Annotated in this window: 21 protein-coding genes and 2 pseudogenes; 14 read left to right on the top strand and 9 right to left on the bottom strand. The window is 59.1% G+C overall.

Translation table 11 applies throughout. From position 1 onward, the window contains the following. Positions 1 to 50 precede the first annotated feature (50 nt). On the top strand, positions 51 to 1,001 hold the full coding sequence (locus MXB53_RS09360) for a winged helix-turn-helix domain-containing protein (RefSeq protein WP_248898095.1): 951 nt from the start codon (positions 51 to 53) through the stop codon (positions 999 to 1,001). A gap of 39 nt (positions 1,002 to 1,040) precedes the next feature. Here MXB53_RS09360 and MXB53_RS09365 read toward each other — a convergent pair whose 3' ends face one another. Further along, positions 1,041 to 2,849: an Eco57I restriction-modification methylase domain-containing protein gene (locus tag MXB53_RS09365; protein WP_248897100.1), complete on the bottom strand. Its 1,809-nt coding sequence runs from the start codon at positions 2,847 to 2,849 to the stop codon at positions 1,041 to 1,043. A 455-nt stretch (positions 2,850 to 3,304) separates the two neighbouring features. On the opposite strand from MXB53_RS09365, the gene MXB53_RS09370 reads away from it, so the two are divergent. Both MXB53_RS09370 and MXB53_RS09375 read left to right on the top strand, forming a co-directional pair. After that, complete coding sequence (locus MXB53_RS09370; RefSeq protein WP_248897101.1) at positions 3,305 to 4,609, top strand: hypothetical protein; 1,305 nt, start codon at positions 3,305 to 3,307, stop codon at positions 4,607 to 4,609. 41 nt (positions 4,610 to 4,650) lie between these two features. Then, a complete protein-coding gene (locus MXB53_RS09375; protein ID WP_248897102.1) occupies positions 4,651 to 5,832 on the top strand; it encodes a hypothetical protein in 1,182 nt (393 codons plus the stop codon). A gap of 30 nt (positions 5,833 to 5,862) precedes the next feature. Here MXB53_RS09375 and MXB53_RS09380 read toward each other — a convergent pair whose 3' ends face one another. From MXB53_RS09380 to MXB53_RS09395, 4 genes are all read right to left on the bottom strand, one after another. Further along, positions 5,863 to 6,678 (bottom strand): Rossmann-fold NAD(P)-binding domain-containing protein, encoded by an 816-nt coding sequence (locus MXB53_RS09380; protein ID WP_248897103.1) that lies wholly within the window; start codon positions 6,676 to 6,678, stop codon positions 5,863 to 5,865. Between the two features lie 108 nt (positions 6,679 to 6,786). Continuing rightward, on the bottom strand, positions 6,787 to 7,527 hold the full coding sequence (locus MXB53_RS09385) for a DUF429 domain-containing protein (RefSeq protein WP_248897104.1): 741 nt from the start codon (positions 7,525 to 7,527) through the stop codon (positions 6,787 to 6,789). A 117-nt stretch (positions 7,528 to 7,644) separates the two neighbouring features. After that, on the bottom strand, positions 7,645 to 8,655 hold the full coding sequence (locus MXB53_RS09390) for a tyrosine-type recombinase/integrase (protein ID WP_248897105.1): 1,011 nt from the start codon (positions 8,653 to 8,655) through the stop codon (positions 7,645 to 7,647). 302 nt (positions 8,656 to 8,957) lie between these two features. Next, positions 8,958 to 9,338 carry an SHOCT domain-containing protein gene (locus MXB53_RS09395; RefSeq protein ID WP_248897106.1) on the bottom strand — a complete coding sequence of 127 codons (381 nt, stop codon included), beginning with the start codon at positions 9,336 to 9,338 and terminating at the stop codon, positions 8,958 to 8,960. A gap of 178 nt (positions 9,339 to 9,516) precedes the next feature. Between MXB53_RS09395 and MXB53_RS09400 the strand changes: the two genes are divergently transcribed. From MXB53_RS09400 to MXB53_RS09410, 3 genes are all read left to right on the top strand, one after another. Further along, positions 9,517 to 10,902, top strand: a complete 1,386-nt coding sequence (locus MXB53_RS09400; protein WP_248897107.1) for a permease — start codon at positions 9,517 to 9,519, stop codon at positions 10,900 to 10,902. 178 nt (positions 10,903 to 11,080) lie between these two features. Further along, positions 11,081 to 11,284 (top strand): heavy-metal-associated domain-containing protein, encoded by a 204-nt coding sequence (locus tag MXB53_RS09405; RefSeq protein WP_248897108.1) that lies wholly within the window; start codon positions 11,081 to 11,083, stop codon positions 11,282 to 11,284. A 123-nt stretch (positions 11,285 to 11,407) separates the two neighbouring features. Next, a complete protein-coding gene (locus MXB53_RS09410; RefSeq protein ID WP_248897109.1) occupies positions 11,408 to 13,783 on the top strand; it encodes a heavy metal translocating P-type ATPase in 2,376 nt (791 codons plus the stop codon). A 16-nt stretch (positions 13,784 to 13,799) separates the two neighbouring features. Here MXB53_RS09410 and MXB53_RS09415 read toward each other — a convergent pair. Further along, positions 13,800 to 14,358 (bottom strand): annotated as a pseudogene (locus MXB53_RS09415) (DsrE/DsrF/DrsH-like family protein). Positions 14,359 to 14,360: 2 nt separating this feature from the next. After that, positions 14,361 to 14,603 (bottom strand): sulfurtransferase TusA family protein, encoded by a 243-nt coding sequence (locus tag MXB53_RS09420; RefSeq protein ID WP_248897110.1) that lies wholly within the window; start codon positions 14,601 to 14,603, stop codon positions 14,361 to 14,363. Between the two features lie 203 nt (positions 14,604 to 14,806). Between MXB53_RS09420 and MXB53_RS09425 the strand changes: the two genes are divergently transcribed. The 7 genes and pseudogenes from MXB53_RS09425 to MXB53_RS15810 all read left to right on the top strand — a co-directional run. After that, on the top strand, positions 14,807 to 16,045 hold the full coding sequence (locus tag MXB53_RS09425; RefSeq protein ID WP_248897111.1) for an MBL fold metallo-hydrolase: 1,239 nt from the start codon (positions 14,807 to 14,809) through the stop codon (positions 16,043 to 16,045). Positions 16,046 to 16,047: 2 nt separating this feature from the next. Continuing rightward, positions 16,048 to 16,548, top strand: a complete 501-nt coding sequence (locus tag MXB53_RS09430; protein WP_248897112.1) for a YeeE/YedE family protein — start codon at positions 16,048 to 16,050, stop codon at positions 16,546 to 16,548. Further along, a complete protein-coding gene (locus tag MXB53_RS09435) occupies positions 16,545 to 16,997 on the top strand; it encodes a DUF6691 family protein (RefSeq protein WP_248897113.1) in 453 nt (150 codons plus the stop codon). The genes MXB53_RS09430 and MXB53_RS09435 overlap by 4 nt, the downstream gene beginning before the upstream one ends. A 90-nt stretch (positions 16,998 to 17,087) precedes the next feature. Further along, positions 17,088 to 17,237, top strand: a complete 150-nt coding sequence (locus tag MXB53_RS15955) for a DUF7512 family protein (RefSeq protein ID WP_425601201.1) — start codon at positions 17,088 to 17,090, stop codon at positions 17,235 to 17,237. 2 nt (positions 17,238 to 17,239) lie between these two features. Further along, positions 17,240 to 18,238, top strand: a complete 999-nt coding sequence (locus tag MXB53_RS09440) for a sulfite exporter TauE/SafE family protein (protein ID WP_248897114.1) — start codon at positions 17,240 to 17,242, stop codon at positions 18,236 to 18,238. Positions 18,239 to 18,304: 66 nt separating this feature from the next. Further along, positions 18,305 to 18,694 (top strand): helix-turn-helix domain-containing protein, encoded by a 390-nt coding sequence (locus MXB53_RS09445; protein ID WP_248897115.1) that lies wholly within the window; start codon positions 18,305 to 18,307, stop codon positions 18,692 to 18,694. Between the two features lie 358 nt (positions 18,695 to 19,052). Then, positions 19,053 to 19,272 (top strand): annotated as a pseudogene (locus MXB53_RS15810) (permease); the annotation flags it as partial. A gap of 222 nt (positions 19,273 to 19,494) precedes the next feature. Here MXB53_RS15810 and MXB53_RS09455 read toward each other — a convergent pair. Both MXB53_RS09455 and MXB53_RS09460 read right to left on the bottom strand, forming a co-directional pair. Next, positions 19,495 to 19,824 carry an SHOCT domain-containing protein gene (locus MXB53_RS09455; protein ID WP_248897117.1) on the bottom strand — a complete coding sequence of 110 codons (330 nt, stop codon included), beginning with the start codon at positions 19,822 to 19,824 and terminating at the stop codon, positions 19,495 to 19,497. A 5-nt stretch (positions 19,825 to 19,829) separates the two neighbouring features. Then, entirely contained in the window at positions 19,830 to 20,246 is a 417-nt protein-coding gene (locus tag MXB53_RS09460) for a DUF302 domain-containing protein (RefSeq protein ID WP_248897118.1), read from the bottom strand. A gap of 19 nt (positions 20,247 to 20,265) precedes the next feature. Here MXB53_RS09460 and MXB53_RS09465 point away from each other — a divergent pair, with 19 nt between their 5' ends. Beyond that, positions 20,266 to 20,457 carry a hypothetical protein gene (locus tag MXB53_RS09465; RefSeq protein ID WP_248897119.1) on the top strand — a complete coding sequence of 64 codons (192 nt, stop codon included), beginning with the start codon at positions 20,266 to 20,268 and terminating at the stop codon, positions 20,455 to 20,457. Positions 20,458 to 20,495: the final 38 nt, after the last annotated feature.

Genomic DNA, 20,495 nt, shown 5'->3' on the forward strand with positions numbered 1-20,495 from the left:
ACTCATTTCCGATAACACTTATTACTGATTCACTATTCTATTTTACAGCAGTGCTTACAAACGCGGGACTCGAACTCATCGACGCCCTTCACGATGGGCGTGAAGCGACCGTGCACGAGCTCGCAGACGAAACTGGACTCAGCACTTCGCAGATCTACCGAACGGCCAACGAGTTACGCACCAAAGGGCTCATTGGCGAGTCCAGGGAGCACCACAATCAGCGGCTTCTACGCGTTACTGGCCACCCCGTGATCGAAGCGTACCGAGGCCTGGTCTCTAAACTGGGGCACGTCGAGTGGGCCGATTTGCTCTCACCGGCAACAGTACGCATTTGCTGGTTTCTGGATGGACCTCGACGCGCAACGACAATCGCAGATCGACTTGACATCACTCGACAGGCGGTCCACCACGCGTTGGACCCGTTGAAACATCGCGCGATGCTCGCCCCATCCGGGCCGGAATATGCGTTCGTCCCCGGCCTACAACCGTTACACGACTTCGCAGAAGCTGTTATCCTGCACGAGCACCGCACCCGTGTCCGGCGTCTCGCGCCAAGTGCCACAGTCGAGTGGTTCGATCCCGAGCGGGCACTCGTCCACGTCCACACCAAAGACGATACCGCGGCTCTCGAAGCCGCTGACGAGTGGGAGATGACTGGACTTGCGCGGTTCGCCGCATTCGACCTGCAGTTCTTCTTGGCAGGTGAACCGGCGTTTTGGTACGCACCGGACGAGCCCCTCACTCCTGCCCAAGTTGTCTGTCACAGTCTCGTGAACGACACTGGGTCGAGGCGAGTGAGCTACGCGCTCCTCCTCATCGAGCACGTACAAATCGACGAGGAAGAGCTACGCAATACCGCAACATGGTACGGTTTGGAATCCACAGTCTCGGACCTCTATGCGTTTCTCAAGGACGGAGTCGAGAAGCGGAGTGGTGGCGACACAGTGCTTCCGAATCCTACCGAGTATGAGTCGTTGAAGTCACAGTACGGAGTCACGTAGCTCAAAGAGCGAATCTTCGGCTGAAAAACAGACTAGGCATCAGATCACTTGCTGGAGCAGACTGTTGAGACGCTCTAACACCGATTCACAATCGCCATTTTCTCTGGCAGTTTCGCACAACTCGTCGAATAGGTCGGCTAGAGTCGCCACGATAGGTTCTTTGAGCGATGTCGGATCGATAACGGGGAGTTCGTTGAGCGCGTTAATACTGAGTTTCTCGTAGCCGCCTTGCTGCGGTTGTGTCTGTGCTTGGATCACCTGCTGTCCGATGTTGCTATTCAGGTATGCGAGCAACGCTTTCAGCTCAGTTTCATCAAGGGACACGTCGTAGAATCCACGGAAGTTGTTGATGTTTCTCGCCGTTGTCTCGTTGAGGATGAACGTGAAGCCGTCTCGACCGGCGTCTTGCACCAAGAACCGAGGCGAGGCTTGTCGACGGGGGCGATACCAGTACGGGCGGTTCTCGATTACGTTCGCTCCGAGCGGATTGGTCCGGTAGACGCTATCCTGTAGATACGAAACGACGTTCGGCACCTCGCCGTTGCTGTTCCTTGGGAGCGAGTCAGCGTTGAATAGCACTTGCTTCTCGAAGTCCTCCCGTGACTTCTGGACTCCTGGTAGTTTGTCTGGGTCTAGTAGCCACACCTCCTCACCAGCAGCCTGTAATTTCTCCCAATCCTCTCCACGGAAATCGTACCCCTGGACGAGCTTTGGTTGGCGAATGAGTTGAGACAAGTGTTTCTCAGAGATTCCGGACTCGTCGACTTCGTCCTGGGTCAGGCAGAAAAAGGTCACATCGCCGGTGGACTTCCCGCGGTGGATCGTGACGAACTCGCCGAGCTCAGTCAGCTCGCTTGTATCTACGTCGCAGGGATCGAATAGTGCTGCCCAGTTTTGCCCGGGTACGAGATCCGCTTGCGGCACGTGATTGATGAATCCCCACTCAGTCTCACCCTGCTCCCCATTCTGCACTGCGTTACGAAGCGTACTCGAATCGATGGACTCGTCCACGCGAATAAAGCGCGTCACCCCCTCGTTACCACCAGAACTTGCTTCTAAGAAGGAAACGAGTGCGGTGACTTGGGCGTCCTCGAAGACCGACTCGCCTTTTGGGTCGAACTGAACGAGCGCGGTGATGGAAAACTCGTCAAGTAGGAACTGTTTGAGTGAGTCGCCGTAGGCCGTCGTGAGGGAACTATCCGGCGTGAGGAACGCTGCACGGTCGCCCGAAGATAGGAACGACCGACTGTGGTACATGAAGTACGTGTAGAGTGGTGACCGCGCACTGACGTCGATTCCTGTCGATTGCTCTATGTCGGCGTTGATCTGTTCTTTGTACTCTTTCGGGAGCGCGTCCCCGCTCGTGTATGGGGGGTTACACACGATCCCGCCGATGTCGTGTTGCAGTTCGTCTGGATCAAGAGTGAGGAAGTCGTGTGTTCGCGGCGTATTCAGCTGTCCACCCAACGTGAGTGCTGTCGCGCCCATGAGCCGTGCGAGGGGGCTACGTTCGATCCCGTCGACGTGCGTGGGGTCAGTGTTCAGACTCCAGCGCGGGTGAAACGTGCTGGATAGTACGCCGGCTCCCATTCCAGGGTCGAGAAGGTGGTCGACATCGCGGTTTGCCCAGGACTTCATCGTCACTGCAATTTCCGGCGGTGTCCGAAACTGCCCGAGTGACTGTCGATACTCACTCGGTGTCAGCTCCGCGTAGAGCTTCCCAATCTCTTCCGTTGGCTGGGGTGTGAAGAGCAATCGATCCCGGTGAGCCAACGTAGCTTCCAGGAGGTCCTCATCAGCCAGTTCCGCGACGTGGTCAAGAACGAACTGATCGAACGCTCTGTCCATTGTCTGCTTCCGTGCGTTGTGAAACGCCTGTTGTACCGAATCGGAGAGTGGTGGAACAACGCCGCGACACCGGTACCACTCGTACACCGTCGCTTTTAGAAGAACACTCAGGACGGCGTGTCGCGCAACAGTTCTCTGTACTGCCCCTGTTTCTATCGACCCGATCCCGTGCAGTTCGCACCACCCCTGGAGTTGTTTGTGGAGCGACTCGGACAGTTTCGTGTCATAGAATTCAACACAGCCATGTGCAATTGTGTCAGAGTTTGGAGATTATCGTTCGGGATGATCGTAGGGGCAATTATGAGGTCTGTGAGTACTGGGTGTGCGACCGCCGCCCTCTTGGGCTGGTATTAAAAATTTGCCGGTGATACATATTTTGATCGTCCACAAATCCCCACGAGATACATATTTGTATGTTGACAAGAGATATTTTACCACCACCGTAATGGGGAGATATGGCGAACAGGCCAGAAGACAACTCAAACGAACCCGAAGGGTATCGTGACTGGAGCCACGATCTGGCTACCCTTCAGGAAATCGGGGAAGAACTCCTCGAAGAATGGAGAACAGATCACCAACAATCACCACGGGATTACCCGGCAGTGCGATGGCTGACCGATAACGGCTACTCGCACCTCCGGTGGGTACTCCGTGAGAAACACGATATGGGAACGCCCGAATTCTTCATTCTACTCACCTCAGCAGGCGGATCGGAAGAGTACGAATGGAGCATCGACGACGTCGCTACCATCGAACGGGCTAACGCATACCTCGATGATCGCATCGAGTGTCGCGGTTGGAGACCCTCCACGACGCGGACACAGCGTGCGCGGATCAACGAGGTTCTCCGTCGGTTCGCAAACGAATACGACGATGACAGAATCCTCGCCATAGCAAACGACCCCGGACGTAAGACCGATGTCTACGAATCCTTCAAGGAGGTCGTCAAGAGCCTCCGAGAGGAGCTGACCTCGGACGATTCGACCCACCATCACGTGCGCGCTGCACATCGATTCTTCGAGTGGCTCGACCGATCCGACCGCATTGCCTACGATCCGATGGAGAACATTGAAGATGAGTTCCGGTGGGACTGGCAGTCTGACTCGACGCCTCTGACGCCTGACCAGATTCGGAGACTGTGGGTCGTCGCCGAGACGGACGAAGAGCGAATGCTGATAATTGGGTACTGCGTCTGGGGTGTTCGCACGAAGGAACTCCCCGCCGTCCATGTGGACCAGATCACGCTCGACGTACACGATTCATACATCGAATTCGAGGAACCTGACCGAAAGAACGGACAGGGTCAAGTTTCCCTCATGTTCGGCCTCGATGCACTCGCTAACTTGCTCGACGAACGGGCACAGCGACCAAACTGGAATGGGTACCTCTTCCCGAGTGACGCACCGAACCGGTCGTTCTTGAGCCCTAAACAGATGCGTCGGCGGTTCAAAGACTTGTGCCGGAAAGCTGGCGTGAAAGTTGACGGTAAAGCGGGTACTCCGAAGCACGGCCGAGCCTTCTACTACAACATCTTGGCGGATGCAGAGTCAGACTTGTTGGAAACCGCGGGTGAAATCGCCGAGGAGCAGGGCGCAACCGATGCCAAAGCCGTCCGGGATTTCTACCTCACTCCTGAGAAACGGAGACGGTACAGACGCATCCTATTCAGGCAACACATCCGTCGAATCCTACCGGACGACGCCCACACACAGTACAGCACGCGCACCGACTTCGACAGCTCACTTGACGATTTCAAGTGAGACGCGCCCACCACGAAACTCCAAACTAACAATCCCAACCAATGCCCGACCATCTCGACGACGTAGAGTTCCTCAAACAACACCTCTCGGGTGATCCTCCAGAGGAATTACTCGAACAAATTGCGTCCACAGTCGTGGACCACATGGCGGACTCATTTCCCGAGTTATCACTGAAGTCCCGCCCCATGGAGGCGGTCTTGGATGAGTTCCGTGAAAAGAAATTGGAAGAAGTCGAATCAACAGGACAGTACAGGCGGAAACTAGACTACCTCCAGACGTACCTCAAAGACGAGGCGCTCATCGAATCGACCGAGGACCTCACGAGTGAGGACGTTGAGCAATACGATAAATGGCGGAAGTACGAGTCCTTGCCGCGGGACGAACCATTAGCGGACACGACGCTTAGCGACGATATGTACCTCTTCCGCGAGTTCATTCAGTATCTGATCGAACATCGGATGGCTCCGGTTCGCTTCGAGAAGTCCGTCAAAATCCCGGAAATAGACTATGCTGGGGGAGAAGGTGTCGACGAGAAGAAGCTTGACCCGGAGATAGCGAAAGCATCGCTGGACTACCTTCGGAAATACGAGTACGCCGATGTAGAGCATGTCTCGATGGAGTTACTGTGTCAGTCAGGTCCTCGGAAAGGTGGATTGATCGGCCGTGATGTGCCTGACTTCGCCTACGAGGAGCGGATTCTCCAGTACGAAACCGACGAAACAACACCGCTCAAGAATGACGAGAGTAGCGAACGGGAGATAACCCTCTACGGTGATGTTCCAGAGATCATTCAGGATTATCTCAATGATCAGAGACCGCCCGCGACTGACGAGGAGGGGAGAGAACCATTGCTCACCAAAGGTGACGGGAGAATGAGTCCGTCGACGCTACAGAAGATCGCCTACAAGTGGACTCGACCGTGCGCGGTAGGTTTAGACTGTCCACACGACCGCGATCCCGAGGACTGCGAAGCAGCGCAGAAGAACAACTCCGCCTTCAAGTGTCCCAGTAGTCGAGCCCCGCACCACATCCGGAGCGGGTATATCACCGATCAGAAGAATAGGGGCGTCTCAGCGGAGGGTATTGAGCAGCGGTGCGATGTCTCACCGCGGGTTCAGAAGCTCCATTACGACCTCCCGGACGACACTGAAGAACGCGAACGTTTCGAGGACGAGTTCCGGAACGCCGACGATGATCCCAACTCGGGTTTCAATCACGACTAATCGCTAGTTCTGCTGAGGAGATCACGCGGATCAGGGTCTATACTGTTGACGGATCTCATCAGGCGTGGGCTCCCGATATCGGCATGTAGAACACCAGCGAAGCGGTAACTTACCGAATTCACCGGCGGGTACTTTGGGAGGTGTCTCACCCGCTGGATTGAATTGCGTGTTCTCAAGCTGTTCTAAGTGGGTACAGTCGATGTGAGTGTGCACAACAGGTGCGTTATCCAATCTTGGTGACCCTATGGGTGCGTGGACACCTGGTACAGAGGTCGGACCACGCTCTCGGTCGTGGTCGTCCTTCTCTTCGTTCCGGATGTTTTCGAGAAGACTGTTTGGCCAATAGTCAGCGACCTGTTCTCCATTATCGGCGTCTACGACCTCGACCCACAGATCGTTGGCTGGCCATATCCTGATTCGATAGGTCTTGTCCTTTGACCACTGGTCGTCCCGATAGTCTCGATCATCGGTCAACGTCGGGATCGTCTCCCCTGTCTCCACGAAGAGATCTGCCCCACGCCCGTGGAATGTCTTGACGCTCTCCTTGAGATTTACAATCCGATACTCCTCTTCATCAAAATGTTCTTCCAGAACTTCGAATACTGCATCCGAATCGATAGCCTCGAATTTTGTTTCGAGCAATTCACGGAACCGTTCCTCCCGTCCATACGTTCGGAGAAACGCCGCATCCCCCATCCCCGTTTTCGATGCCAAACTGAGTTGATACCCGTTCTTGCCCGGTCGAACCTGGATCAGGTACTCACCATCGTAGATATTCACTTTGAATCCAGAGTCGCTATCTTCTGAGACCTCGACTTCGGGTGTTCGTGGCTGTTCCGAGGGCATGAATGACCGCAAGTGGTTCGAGAAACAGCAAAACGGTTTGGCCTCGCGGTGGGGGTAGGTAGATGGCGAAATCAGGTAGATTCCTTTATTCGACATCTCAAAGCCGATCTACGGATACGCGTATACCATCTCCATCGGGAGATCACCGGTCGGATCGCCCTGATCCCTCTCTAATCCCTCGTCAGGAAGAGTGTGAAGCGGGCCGGTCTTTGGACTGGCAGTAAGCGCTAACGCGAACGCATCGATGACGTCATCATTACCGACCTCAGCATCGAGGTCGGTCGTAACATCGCGGACGGCATCAACGATAGAACCGTCGATGGCTTCGAGTATCTCGATTCGTTCCCAGAACGCCGCAGCCGGTTGGCCCGTTTTCGAGTACTCCGTGGAGGATTCCCCGTTCAGCGCCCAAAAGCAGACTTCAGGGTGGGATTCACGGATCGTTCCAACGGCATCCGGCTCTGTCTTGCGGAGGAAGGTATCCAGTTCGGCAATCTTATCGGCGATACCCCACGACTGAACGCCGAGACTTCCATCAGTGCGGTCTTCCTGCGTCTCTTTTGCGTCCTCGTAACTTTCCTCGTGAACAGCAGCCCGCACTGGAACGGGAAACACGCTGGAGTGACGCTCCGGACGAAGTTTCCCACGAGCTGCATCGTCGCACGGGCGCTTCGCGTTGGAGTTCTCCCGAAGACCGATTGGCACATCGATCAAGATCCTCTCCGCCGTCTCGCCGTATTCCTGCCAGAGCTCTTCGATATCCTTGTATAGACAAGAGGATTCGTAGCCGCCCTCGTTGAATTGAACTGTAATCCACCCGTCCGGACATCCATCGACACCGATGTACATGCGACTCTTCTCGTATCTCCGGCTATTGAAATATGATAGTCTGGCTCAGTTCAAAAATGGGTTCGGGTTGATCGACGAGCGATCCTAACCTCAACGGGCGTATTGCGTGAATATTGTCTACAGATTATCGAGGTAGTCCCTCCGCTGTTCCATCTTCTCCTGTTCCGTGCGGCGGTCGTAGTGCTGTTCGATCACTCTCGGACTGACGTTCGCGCGGTCGCTGACGACCTTATCCGGCATATCGTTATTGAGGCTGTGCGTGATGCTTCCGCGCCGGATGGCGTGTGGGCTGACGCTCGATGGGCACTTCGAGGCCGCGTGCTGGACGGTGCCCTCACAGGTTTCCGGATCGCGGTCATGAGGGCACTCTTCGCCGTACGTGCACGGACGCGTCCATCGGTACACGTAGGTGCGGAGTGTCGTCTTCTGCAGGCGACCTTGCCGAGAGGCCAGTAACGGCTCTCGGTCGTATTCGTCGGTTACGTTGGGTCGCTTGTTGTCCAGCCAGTCGTCGAGGAGATCGCAGATGTCGTCTGAGAGTGCAACGAGTCGCTCACCATCGCCCTTGTTCTTGATCGGGGTGCCGGTATCGGGGCGATGCCGGATTTTCACGTACTGTTCTTCTGAGTTGTAGTCATCGACGTCTATCGCGTGGACGCCGCCGACTCGCATCATCGTGTGCCACATCAACGTGAGTGCGACGTGCTGCGGTTCGGCGTACTCGTATTTCTCCATGTGCGAGAGAACCGACGAGGCCTGGTCGCTGTCCATCATCACGTCCCGGGAGTTCTCGTCCGGGGTGATCGCCGGGGACAGCACTTTCTGGCTGAGATCCTGTTCGACGCCGTCGACGGCTTCCAGCCACCGAACGAACACTCGCAGGGTGTCCATCTGCGTCTTCTCACTGACCTTGTTCAGGTCGCCGTCGTCACGCCGCCAGAGTCGGTACTCGTGCAGCTGGCGACCCGTGAGGGTGTTGAGGTTCTCGATGCCCTTCTCGTGACACCAGCGGACGAAGTGCTGGAGCCGGTACTTCTTCCCTTTGAGTGAGGCCTCAGCCAGTTCGTTCTGCTTGTCTTTCAGGTACAGTTCGAGCGCGGTCTCGGGATCGATTGGTTCGAGATCCATGGTTGGTCGTTTCGAGTCAAGCGAATCCCACGAGTCCCGGTTACTGCCTATCCCGAACCATCTACTACAGCGCCTGAGGCGGCCAAAATGAAGGGTAGTCACGCTCAATGACCAGGGCCTGCAGCGCCCACTTGCTGCCGCGAACAACCCCGTGAGCGGCAGCAATGGAACCGCGAAGGATTTGAATCAGGGAGCGAGTGCAGCGAGCGACCGTGGTTCAAATCCTGCAGCGCCCATCCTTCTGCGTGACGAACGGACTCTGCGACGGAGATCGCACGCCGCCGACACCCATCAGATCCGCCTCATCGTGATTCCGCGTCGCGTTCGAGCGCCTCTCGCCGCTGTTCGTACTCCTCGTCGGTCAGTTCGCCACGGGCGTAGGCGAGCCGGAGCTCTTCGAGCGCCCGGTCGGAGTCGCGCTCGCTGCCAGCGACCGCGCTGTAGAGGAGGTAGCCGCCGGCGACGAGGGTAGCAAGAAACAGGAGCTGCATCACGATACCGACGACGAACATCCAGCCAGGCATCGTTCCGTCGCCCCACATTCCACCGCCCCACATACCGCCCATCATCGGGCCGAAACCCATCATCCCGAAGCCCATGAAGAACATCGGGGAGATGATGAACGCACCGATGACGATGAGTAGAATCGTTACGAGTCGTGTGTCGTCCGTGTGTTGAGGCATGTCTGTTTCCTCCGAGAGGCCGTCCCTAGTGTCAGGTACGTGATCCTGGGTTAATGCGATTGTGCCTTAGAACCATAGCTAGCCAAGGGGTTCAATCTTTGAATCCGCAGTAGAGGTGTCGCCGAAGCGGATTATCCTAGGGGCAACTGCAATAGACGATCCCTACGATGGTACACCTATGCAGGCAACGATACTGGGCGGCGTGTTCGAAGCACTCCGCATCGGCGTCGGATTCCTCTGGACGGCGGCGTGGGCGATCATCATGGGTCTCACGGTCACGAGTCTGGTCCAGGTCTACGTCTCCAAGGAGCAAATGGCTCAGGTTCTGGGCGATGGTGATCTGAACGGTCTCGCCAAGGCGACGGCGTTCGGCGCGGCGAGCAGCGGGTGCAGTTTCGGGGCCGTCGCCATCGGAAAGGGCTTGTTCAAGAAGGGCGCCCACGCGGTGAACTTCCTCGCGTTCATGTTCGCGTCGACGAACCTCATCGTCGAACTCGGACTGATGATCCTCATCCTCCTCGGCTGGGAGTTCCTCGTCGCGGAACTGCTCGGCGGCCTCATCCTCATCGCCGTCATGGCGGTCATCGTCCACCTCACGCTCCCCGAGAACCTCTTCGACGAGGTTCGGGAGACGCTCAACGAGCGCGACCGTAGAGCGGGCGTCGCCGAGGACCCCACCTGCGGGATGGAAGGCAAAGACGAGTACACGCTCACGGCCGACGGCGGCGAGACGCTGAAGTTCTGCTCGGAGGGCTGTATGGAGACCTACCGCCAGGAGATGTCCAGCCGCGGCGGGTGGCGCGAGGAGTTGCGGTCGTGGGGAGGCTGGTACAAGGTCGGGAACCAGTTCCGCAAGGAGTGGTCGATGATCTGGAAGGACATCATCGCTGGCTTCCTCATCTCGGGGTTCGTCATCGTCTTCGTCCCGCAGTGGGTGTGGAACGCCCTGTTCATCCAGGGCGATGGCCTGCTCGTGACCGCCGAGAACGCCATCATGGGCGTCGCCATCGCCGTCATCAGCTTCGTCGGCAGCATGGGCAACGTTCCCTTCGCCGTCGCCCTCTGGGGCGGGGGGATCAGCTTCGCCGGCGTCATCGCCTTCGTCTACGCCGACCTCATCACGGTTCCCGTGTTGAACGTCTACCGAAAGTACTACGGCTGGAAGATCATGCTGTACATCCTCGGCGTCTTCTTCGTCACGATGGCGTTCACTGGCTTCCTCATGGAACTGCTGTTCGACGCCTTCGGCATCGTTCCGGATCTGGCCGGCGGGGAGACGGCGACCGAGCAGACGTACTTCGAGCTCAACTACACGTTCTACCTCAACCTCATCGCGTTCGCGCTCTCCGGCTTTCTGGTGTACGTCTACCGCCGCGGCCTCGGTGCACCCGGTCAGTACCGGGATCCTGTCTGTGGGATGCGGACCGACGACAGCGAGCCATCGGCGACGCACGACGGCGAAACGTACTACTTCTGCTCGCAGACCTGCAAGGAGACCTTCGAGGAGGACCCCGGCGAATACGCCACCGGGCATCCGATGGTGATGGAGGGACACGACCACTGACGGACATCTGAAGGTCCTCAAATCCCAGCTGAACATCCTTGGTGTCGACAGTTGGAGAACCGGGGGACGGTTTCGTTACGGCTGTAGATGAAACTTCGAATTCAAAGTTTCCCCTGTGGTGTATCAACATGATCGAAGGGGAAATCCGCTAAAGAGAGGAGACCGTATGTATTCCTGTATGACGACGACCATCACCGTAGAGGGAATGTCGTGCGGTCACTGTGAGCAGACGGTCGAAGAGGCGCTTCAAGAGGTCTCAGGCGTGACTGACGTGACCGTCGACAGTGAGAGCGAACAGGCGAGCGTCGATGGTGAAACAGATGTCACAGCTCTCGTGGAGGCCGTCGCAGACGCGGGGTATACTGCTCAGGCCCGAGGATAGCACGGACCGCTTCGAGACAACGGCAACCTGTCTTTGAAGCTTGCCGACGCTGGTCCTGCTGGACAGTTTCGGGGGCGAAGATTCAGGAGGCCGGCGGATCCACCTCTACAGAGCATATGATCTATGGTCGACCACAACGAGACAAATGAGAATCCCCAGGGAGGGGAACACCACCAAGACGACAGCAGTCACCAGCACGGCGAGCACGATGAAGCGGTCGCCGAATCTGACGAGCAACGGGTAGAACAGGAGCTACTGGAGGAAGAGGTTCACCCTGCTGCGGAGAGTGAGAGGGAGGTCCACGAGCAGCACGAGCCCGCTGGACACGAGGGCGGAGGGCACGGCCACGGCACTCACGAGGGACACGGCGAGGGTCATGGCGGGATGCACGAAGGCCACGAGCAGCTGTTCCGCCGGCGCTTCTTCGTCTCGACGCTCCTGTCGATTCCCGTCCTGCTGTACAGCGAGATGTTACAGGAGTGGCTCGGGTTCTCCGTCCCAGCGTTCCCGGGGAGCGAGTGGATCAATCCCGTCTTCGCAGTGATCGTCTTCGCGTACGGTGGGATTCCGTTCCTCCGGATGGCGGTGCCGGAGCTGAAAGACCGGTCGCCGGGGATGATGACGCTGATCTCGATGGCCGTCTCGGTCGCGTTCGTCTACAGTCTCGCGAGCGTGGTCTTTCCCACGCAGTCGGCATTCTTCTGGGAGCTCGTCACGCTGATCGACATTATGCTGTTGGGGCACTGGATCGAGATGCGATCCGTGCGGCGTGCCTCGAGCGCGGTCGACGAACTGGCGAAGCTGATGCCCGATACCGCCGAGCGGATTACTGACGATGGAGAGACCGAGGAAGTCCCGGTGAGCGAACTCTCCGAGGACGATCTCGTCCTCGTCCGACCGGGCGCGAGTATCCCGGCCGACGGCGTCGTCGAGGAGGGCGATTCGGACATCGACGAGTCGATGATCACGGGGGAGTCGAAACCGGTCTCGAAAGAACCCGGAGACGAGGTCATCGGCGGCACCATCAACGGCGACGGGAGTCTCCGCGTGCGTGTCGGTTCGACCGGCGAGGAGACGACGCTTGCGGGCATCATGCGCCTCGTCGAGGAAGCCCAGCAGAGTAAATCCAAGACACAGGTGCTGGCCGACCGCGCGGCCGGCTGGCTGTTCTATGTCGCCCTCGGGGCGGCGGTCGTGACAGCAATCGCGTGGACGCTCGCGGTCTCGTTCGATGCGACCGTCATCGAGCGCGTCGTCACGGTGCTCGTCATCGCCTGCCCGCACGCGCTCGGACTCGCCATCCCGCTGGTCGTCGCGATCAACACGTCGCTCGCCGCGCGGAACGGGATGCTCGTTCGCGACCGGATCGCGATGGAGGACGCGCGGAATCTGGACGCCATCATCTTCGACAAGACGGGGACGCTCACCGAGGGCGAGCACGGCGTCGTCGACATGGCGACCGTCGACGGCGTGAGCGAGGCCGACGCGCTCGCGCTGGCGGCGGCCGTCGAGAGCGACTCCGAACACATGATCGCGCGAGCGATCCGCGAGGCCGCCAACGAGCGAGACCTACCCGTTCCTGACGCGTCCGGCTTCGAGGCGATCAAGGGCCGAGGCGTCCGCGCGACCGTCGATGTCTCCGGCGTCGACGGAGGCTCGGCGGACGCGTCCGACAGTGGAACCGAGGTGTACGTCGGTGGGCCGAACCTGTTGACCCAGCTCGATAGGGAGGTTCCCGATCATCTCCAGCGCTTCGCTGATGAAGCTGGTCAGAACGCCCAGACCGTGGTGTATCTCGTCCGCGAGGGCGAGCGGAGCGAGTCCTCGGACGGTGCGAGCGGCGAAGCCGCGAGCCGCGACGGAGAGTTGATCGCCGCCTTCGCGATGGCCGACGTGATTCGCGAGGAGAGTTTCCGCGTCGTCGACGCCCTCCACGACCTGGGCATCGAAGTAGCGATGCTGACTGGCGACTCTCAGGACGTCGCCGACGCCGTTGCCGTCGAACTGGGCATCGACACCGTGTTCGCGGAGGTCCTCCCCGAAGACAAGGACGAGAAAGTGCAGGAACTCCAGGACCAGGGCAAGCTCGTGGGGATGGTCGGCGACGGCGTGAACGACGCGCCGGCGCTGACGCGGGCCGACGTCGGCATCGCTATCGGAAGCGGTACCGACGTCGCCGTGCAGTCGGCCGACGTCATCCTCGTCCAGAACAACCCGTTGGACGTGGTTCGGCTCGTGAAGCTGAGCAAGGCGAGCTACCGGAAGATGCAGGAGAATATCGTCTGGGCAGCCGGATACAACGTCTTCGCACTCCCGCTTGCAGCGGGCGTCCTTGCGCCGATCGGGATTCTGCTGTCGCCCGCTGTCGGTGCGCTCCTGATGTCGCTGAGTACGGTTATCGTCGCGATCAACGCGCAGTTGCTACGTCGTACTGATCTCGCGATCCCCGACTTGCCACGAGAAGTTTCTCTATCTGCTGATTCCCAGAGTGCAGAGTGAGATGTAGCGACCCCACTTAGATGAGGAGCTGAATATCGGCGTCAGCCATATCCTGGATGGCCGTGGCAGCACCCACACCTGTCGTCACACCGTCGTAGAAGTCGTTCTCGTCGTAGCCCATCAGGTTGATCGTCATCTGACAGGCCTGGAATTCGACGCCCATATCGAGGGACGTATCGATGAGTTCCTCGATCGTGGCCGTGTCGCTGTCATCGATCTTGTTCTCCATCAGCTTCGTCGTCACGCGGTCCATTCCGGGGAGAGGCGCCGACGGCATTCGGGACTGGCATGTTGGGGTTGCCCACCGAACTCAGCTTCAGGTTCTGCGAGCGTTCTTCGTGGAGGATGTCGAGCCCCCAGAACGTATGGAAGACGGTCACCTCGTAACCGAACGCGGCGGCCGTGCTCGCGAGGATGAGTGGCGGGTACGCCATGTCGAGCGTCCCCTTCGTGGCGATGATGCTCATCTTCTTGGTGTCGTCCTCGGCGAGCGCATCCTCGAGTGCGTCAACGCGCGCGGCCAGCGCTGCACGCGAGGGTGCCTCGGATGACGCGTCAGGCGTGTCGGTACTCATGATCACTCGGTCTTGCGCACGTAGTGTCTGTACACGTCGTCGCCCTCCTGCTGGTCGACGATCTCGACGCCATCGGTTGTATCGGCCCAGCCGCCGAGGTCACTCATACTTCCGGGATCGGTCGCGAGAACCTCGAGGATCGCGCCTTCAGCGAGCTGGTCGATGTTCTGCTTCGTCTTGACGACCGGCATTGGACAGTGTTCGCCCTTTACGTCGAGAGTCTCAGTGGCATCGTACTGTATCATGGTCTTGGCTTCATTACCCAATACTGCCCGGTCTTAGAAAAGCGTGCCGGTAGTAGTTCTACCTAAGTACAATACCCTTTTAGACATCCCTCCAAAACTCCTTTTTGGGGCCTAATTAGCAGAATATCGCGATATAGTGTTGTGTATAATATGAACTACTATACAAAGGCTTATTTGGCAGCAGTAGATAGACGAGAGTGACGATGACCAAAGGGGAAGATGCCGATCCGGACGAAACGGTCGAATCGACGACGCCAACCGAACTGAAGCAGCGAATCGACAGCGGCGAGGACGTGTTCATCCTCGACGTACGCTCGGAGGGGGACTTCGAAGAGTGGCACATCGAAGCCGAGAACGTCACAATCGTGAACTACCCGTACTTCGAGTTACTCGATGGCATTCCTGAGGACCTTCATTCGGAGCTGCCTGACGACCAGCGCAGTACGGTCCTCTGTGCGAAGGGCGGGTCGAGTGAGCTCGTCGCTGAGTACCTCGATGAAGACGGATACGATGTCGATCACCTCGCACGCGGTATGAACGGCTGGGCACGTATCTACGAGTACCAGGAGCTCGACGTTGACGTTCACGAATCGGGAAGCGGTTCGTTAGCCAACCGGAACGCAAAGCATTCTGGTGACGTCGACGCAACGATCGCCCAGTACCGGCGGCCGTCCAGCGGGTGCCTCGCGTATCTCATCGTTTCTGACGGCGAGGCCGCGGTCATTGATCCGCTTCGCGCGTTTACTGACGAGTACGTCCAGGACACGCGAACTCTGGGCGCCGACCTCACGTACGCCCTCGACACACACGTCCACGCCGACCACATCTCTGGCATTCGTGGTCTCGCCACCAGGACCGAGGCGACGGCAGTCCTTCCGAAGGCAGCTACCCAGCGTGGCGTCGAGTACGAGCGATCTTGCGAGACGGTCACTGATGGGGACACCCTCGCCGTTGGTGATGTCGAAATCGAGGTCATTTCCACGCCCGGGCATACGACCGGTATGACCGCGTACAAAGTGGGCAACGTCCTGTTCACGGGCGACGGTCTCCTCACCGAGAGCGTTGCACGACCCGATCTCGAGGATCCCGAGGCGGCGAAGGATGCAGCCCGGACGCTCTATGAGAGCCTCCAGGAGCAGGTCCTGACGCTCCCGGAGGATACGATCGTCGCGCCGGCGCATGTCAGTGACTCGGCGACGCCGAACGCCGATGGCACCTACACCGCGGAACTCGGCGACCTGATCGACCGGATGGACGCGCTCGCCATGGACGAAGACGAGTTCGTCGACTTCATCGTCGCCGACACGCCGCCGCAGCCGGCAAACTACGAGGGCATTATCGCGGCCAACCTCGGCCAGCAGGCTCCTGACGACGAAGCGGCGTTCGAACTCGAGCTCGGGCCGAACAACTGCGCCGCCAGCGAAGAGGCACTGACTAACTAACGATGGCGTCACTCGTCCCGCTGCTCGCAGTGAGCGACCACTTCCCGCGCGGGATACTGCCGTATCTCCTCGGCGGGTTGCTCGTCGGGCTCGGCGCGGCGGTCATCTATCTCGCAACCGGGATCATCGCGGGCGCGAGCACGTTCCTCGAGTCGACACTCTCGTATGTCTCTACCGTCGACCGATTCAACCGGTTCAAGTACGTCCAATCGCGCGGCTGGCGAGTCGTGTTTACGCTCGGCATCGTCAGTGGTGCGGCCATCTGGGGGCTCGCCCTCGCACCCGATCCGACCATCTGGACGACTGACGTTCAGTGGTGGCGCCTGCTCGGCGGCGGCGTCCTCGTCGGCATCGGCACACGTCTCGGGAAAGGCTGTACGTCGGGCCACGGCGTCTGTGGGGTCGGCTCGCTGTCGAACACCTCGTTGGTTAATGTCGTGACGTTCCTGGCGTTCGCGATCGGAACCGCCCAACTCGTGCAGGCACTGGGGGTGGCTCCATGAGTGACACCGCCCGCAGTCCGCTGGTCCTCCCCGTCATTTACATCGGGGGGCTGATCTTCGGACTGGGACTGGCCATCAGTGGGATGGCCCGCCCGGAGGTCGTCTTGGACTTCCTCCAGCTCGAGGACTTCGGCCTCCTGTTCGTGATGGGAGGCGCCGCCATCGTCACGGGGATCACCTTCACCGTCGCGACGCGCTATCTGGACCGCGCGCCGCTCACCGCTAGTGAGTACACGCGGCGGGTGAAAGAGTTCGACCACAACGTCGTCATTGGGGGGGCCATCTTCGGCGTCGGCTGGGGTCTCTCCGGGATCTGCCCCGGCGCGGCCTACGCAAGCTTCGGCGTCGGCAACTACCCCATCCTCTGGGCGATTGCGGGCATGTTCCTCGGTGCGTACGTCCAGGGATACGCTCGCTCGTTCCGGGGCGGCGATACAGGAGGCAGCTAATCCCTGTCCCACACGCTTACAGGATCGAGGCTGGCCAGTAATATTGTATAATGATGGAAATTCAAAGCAAGATAGCAGAGAGTCGGTCCCATGTTCGGACTTGAGAGCTTGAGTAGTTCAACGCAGGCGGTAGCCACCGTGGGACTCGTCCTTGCGGAGGCCATCGTCCTGTACGTTGGGTACGGTGCGCTCAGTAACACAGTCGGACCGGCCGTGGTCGACGCGATCGGGGGTGCCTGAAGATGGCCATCTTCGGCATGAGCCTCGTGATGCTCGCGGTGTTCGTCGGCTTCGGGCTGCTCATCGGGACCCTCTTCGGGTTCTTCGGCATGGGTGGATCGTTCCTCGTGACGCCCGCGCTGCTGGTGATGGGGTATCCGTCAACGGTCGCCGTTGGGAGCGGACTCGCGTTCGTCTTCGGGACGAGCGTTATTGGTGCGCTCCGCCACCGGGATCACGGACAGGTTGACTACAAACTCGCGGTGATCATGACGATAGCGATGACCCTCGGAATCGAGGGCGGGAAGAGCGTCGTGTTCTTCCTCGAAGCCACCGGGTTGGCCGACCTCATCATCAACGTCGCCTACGTCGGGCTTCTCGCCGCTGTCGGCCTGCTCACGCTGCGCGACGCATGGACGGATGATGAGGACACCGAAGCCAGTGGCGACCTCGCAGACCGGGTTCAGTCAATCCACATCCCACCGATGGTGACGTTACGTGGCGGTATTCGCGTCTCGGGGACGCTCATCTTCGCTGTTGGGCTCGTCATCGGCATCCTCTCGGGGTTCCTCGGCGTCGGCGGTGGATTCCTCCTGATGCCCGCGATGATGTACGGGCTCGGCGTCCCTGCCGCTATCGCCGTCGGGACGGATATCCTCCAAATCACGATTTCGGGCGCGTTCGGCGCGTTCACGTACGCACAATCCGGGTCGGTCGCAGTCCCGGTCGTCGTCTTCCTGCTCGTTGGAAGCGCCCTCGGGGCACGCATCGGTGCGTGGGCGACGAATCTCGTCGATGAAGACGAGATTAAGGGGTACTTCGCGGCGATGTTGCTGGCCGGGAGCGTGGCGGTCGCGTCGAACAAGCTTGGCACGGTCTACGGGATCGACCAGCTCAACACGGTGAGTACCGTGCTCATCTTCGGGGCCGCGCTACTCGTCAGTAGCGCTGTCGTCCTCGCTGCAGTCTGCCGACTCCGGAACGACGAGACCGGAACTTTGTGTCGACTCACCACATCATAGACCGGGATAGTATTGTGCTAACTATACAAATACTTTTGAGGCCATATCTCCTACGTTCCGCTGGTAATGGCTGACTCAATGAGCGAGATGCTCCGAAAAGATATGCAGTGCGAGGGGTTGCTGGAGTGTTTCCACGACCTCAAAGAGATCGATAAGGACATCTTCCAGTTGCTTCAAGCTCAACAGGAGCCACTCACCGTCGACGAAATCGCAGAACAGGTCGACCGTGAGCGATCAACCGCCTATCGTGGCGTCCAGCGTCTTCTCCAAGCTGGCTTCATCCAGAAGGAACAAGTGAACTACGAGCAGGGCGGCTACTACCACGTCTACCATCCGCGTGATGCTGAGGAGATCACGACCGAGATGCAGCGGACGCTCAATGACTGGTACGCCAAAATGGGGCAGCTCATCGGTGAGTTCGAAGAGAAGTACAGTCGGAAGTCAACCCACGACTAAAGCCGTGGGCTTTCACCATGGACTTCCACTCTAACCGAATCGGCAGGCGATGAGAGGCCGCGATCCGCTTCAGAACTCGTAGCAGGCGACATCCTCAGCACCGCAGCTCGGACACTCATCGGAGTCTTCTGAAAGCGTCTCCCCACAGTTTCGGCACTCCCACAGAGTCGACGAATCGTCCCCGACGGCTCTGCGGAGTGTACTCAGGAGTCCCATCCTATCCCGGCTGATGGGCGCGCAGTTGTTAACACCATCCCCTGATAGCCGCCCTGTGTTAAACAACCCTCCGAAGGACGTGTTTTGGACCCCCGAGGAGTGTGGCGCGTTCCGAACGGCCACAGTCGCCGTGAGGGGTTCTATCTCCCTCATCGCGTTCGCGCTCTCCGGCTTTCTGGTGTACGCCTCGCCGTGGTCTCGGTCCGCCCGGCCAGTACCGAGACCCCGTCTGTGGGATGCGGACCGACGACAGCGAGCCGCCGGCGACAGACGACGAGACGCACTACTTCTGCTCACAGACCTGCAAGGAGACCTTCGAGGAGCGTCCAGACGAAGACGCCACCGGGCAGCCGATGGTGTGATGGCGGGCCACGATCACTAACGGCCGTTTCATCGGTGAACCCTCACTGTACGGGGATCAGCCAGTCGTATGGCGTTGCATCTTCTACGCATGTCTGTCACCAGCCGAACGCTGGGGCGGCCGCAGCGTTCGGCGTCGACGAGATCCTCCGGCAGATGTCCCCAGTGTGACTGTGTCAATCGCGTACTTGGGGCTCGATTAGACGCCCCCTGTCGTGGTTACTTCATTCCGAGCGTTCGAGTTTGTCTCGCCGAGCTTCGAACTCTTCGTCGGTGAGGTCTCCACGAGCGTACGCCGTGCGTAACTCCTCCATCGCGGGATTCTGAGACGATTTCGACCGTGTCACCTGGCGGAAGACGAGATATCCCCCTCCCAGCAGAACGAGGAGGAAGACCAGCTGGACGAGCATCCCGACGAGTGGCCACCACCAGCTGGTCGTTCCGTAGCCCATTCCGCCGAACCCCATCCCCATTGTGAGCATCGGCAGGACGACGATCGCCCCCAGGACGAGGAGGACGATCGTCGTAGTGTCGAGTTGATTCGAGGACGACATCGATATCAGGCCTCCGAGGTGGGTTCGAATGCGTCAGCGACGCTGGCGAGGACGCGTTCGAATCGGTCGTGGACTTCGTTCGCGACCTCGTCGAGTGCCTCGTTGTTGGCGATGCCGACGAGCTGTTGCGGGTCGACCGCGCTCACCATGACCTCGCCGTCGTCGGTTTCGTAGACGATGACGTTGCAGGGGAGGAGTGCGCCGAGTTCGACTTCCTCGCTCAGACCCTCGTGTGCGAGCGTCGGATTGCACGCACCGAGGATGCGGTACTGTCGAAACTCCTCGCCGAGTTTCTCCTTGAGCGTCGCCTGCACGTCGATGTCGCAGAGGACGCCGAACCCTTCGTCTTTGAGAGCGTCGATCGTTGTCTCGACGACCCGGTCGAAATCACCGGACACAGACAGTTGTATTGTGTATACCATACAATATGGTACTCTATTGGTGAACTTAACTGTAGGGTTCCGAAGCGCTCACCGTGAGCCCGAACTCGAAGGGATCGGTACGTTCCCGCTGTTCGCACCGCCGTTCGGATTCCCCGTCCGGGAGTTCGCCGCGGGCGTATCGCTCCTGGATGACGGCGAGTGCGCTGTCCTCAGTGCACCGTTCGATCGTGACCGCGTCGCCAGCCAGTAGACGACGTAGACGGGGCGGGCGATGACGAACAGTAAAGT

It is taken from the genome of Haloplanus sp. XH21, assembly GCF_023276355.1.
GTDB lineage: Archaea > Halobacteriota > Halobacteria > Halobacteriales > Haloferacaceae > Haloplanus > Haloplanus halobius.